Origin of the sequence: Bradyrhizobium sp. (assembly GCF_016462955.1) — a bacterium.
In the GTDB taxonomy this organism is placed as follows: domain Bacteria; phylum Pseudomonadota; class Alphaproteobacteria; order Rhizobiales; family Xanthobacteraceae; genus Bradyrhizobium.
The window spans coordinates 1-879 of record NZ_JAEMSD010000085.1; the positions used below are offsets into that span (position 1 = coordinate 1).

An 879-nucleotide genomic window follows, 5' to 3' on the forward strand; every position below is an offset into this window, starting at 1 on the left:
ACCGGAGCTTGTTCCGGGGTCTTGCAATGAGGGGACTACAATGGACATGAAAAAATACGCTGCCGAGGCGATCGGTACCTTCTGGCTGACATTCGCGGGCTGCGGAAGCGCAGTGATCGCGGCCGGCTTTCCCGAGGTCGGCATCGGCCTCGTCGGCGTCTCCCTCGCCTTCGGGTTGAGCGTGGTCACCATGGCCTATGCCATCGGCCACATCTCGGGCTGCCATCTCAACCCGGCCGTCACGGTCGGTCTCGCCGCCGGCGGCCGCTTTCCGACGGGCCAGATCCTACCCTATGTGATTGCCCAGGTGGTGGGTGCGATCGTCGCCGCATTGCTGCTCTATGTCATTGCCAGCGGGGCGCCCGGTTTCGACGTCAGCAAGGGCTTTGCGTCCAACGGATATGGTGCGCATTCGCCCGGTCAGTACAGCATGATGGTCGGCTTCCTCACCGAGGTGGTGATGACCATGATGTTCCTGTTCATCATCATGGGGGTCACGCATGGCCGAGCGCCGGCGGGTTTTGCGCCGCTCGCGATCGGGCTTGCGCTGGTGATGATCCATCTCGTCAGCATTCCCGTCACCAACACCTCGGTGAACCCGGCGCGCAGCACCGGTCCGGCGCTGTTCGTCGGCGGCTGGGCGCTGTCGCAGCTCTGGCTGTTCTGGGTTGCACCGCTGATCGGCGGCGCGCTCGGTGGAGTGGTCTATCGCTGGCTCAGCGAAGAGCCCACGGGCGTCGTCGCAGGCGCAAAGACGGCGTGATCGCAAAGCGGGATCGCAGCGCGAAGCCGCGGTCCCGTTACTTGCCAGCGGTGGGGTGCACTTCGGTGACGTGCCCCATCTTTCGGCCGGGGCGCGGCGCGCCCTTGCCATAGATG

At 65.2% G+C, this 879-nt stretch carries 2 protein-coding genes; one reads left to right on the forward strand and one right to left on the reverse strand.

Annotation, left to right across the window (positions count from 1 at the left end; genetic code table 11):
* The first annotated feature begins 40 nt into the window (after nt 1-40).
* Nucleotides 41-763 (forward strand): aquaporin Z, encoded by a 723-nt coding sequence (aqpZ, locus tag JHD07_RS11905; RefSeq protein ID WP_291622202.1) that lies wholly within the window; start codon nt 41-43, stop codon nt 761-763.
* A gap of 37 nt (nt 764-800) precedes the next feature.
* Here the strand turns inward: aqpZ and JHD07_RS39775 are convergent.
* Nucleotides 801-879 (reverse strand): hypothetical protein (locus JHD07_RS39775; protein ID WP_366864334.1); only part of this gene is annotated, 79 nt, incomplete at its 5' end.

Bases quoted from the DNA above. Each gene is read 5' to 3' on its own strand.
- aqpZ (WP_291622202.1), top strand. From the start codon at position 41: ATGGACATGAAAAAATACGCTGCCGAGGCGATCGGTACCTTCTGGCTG.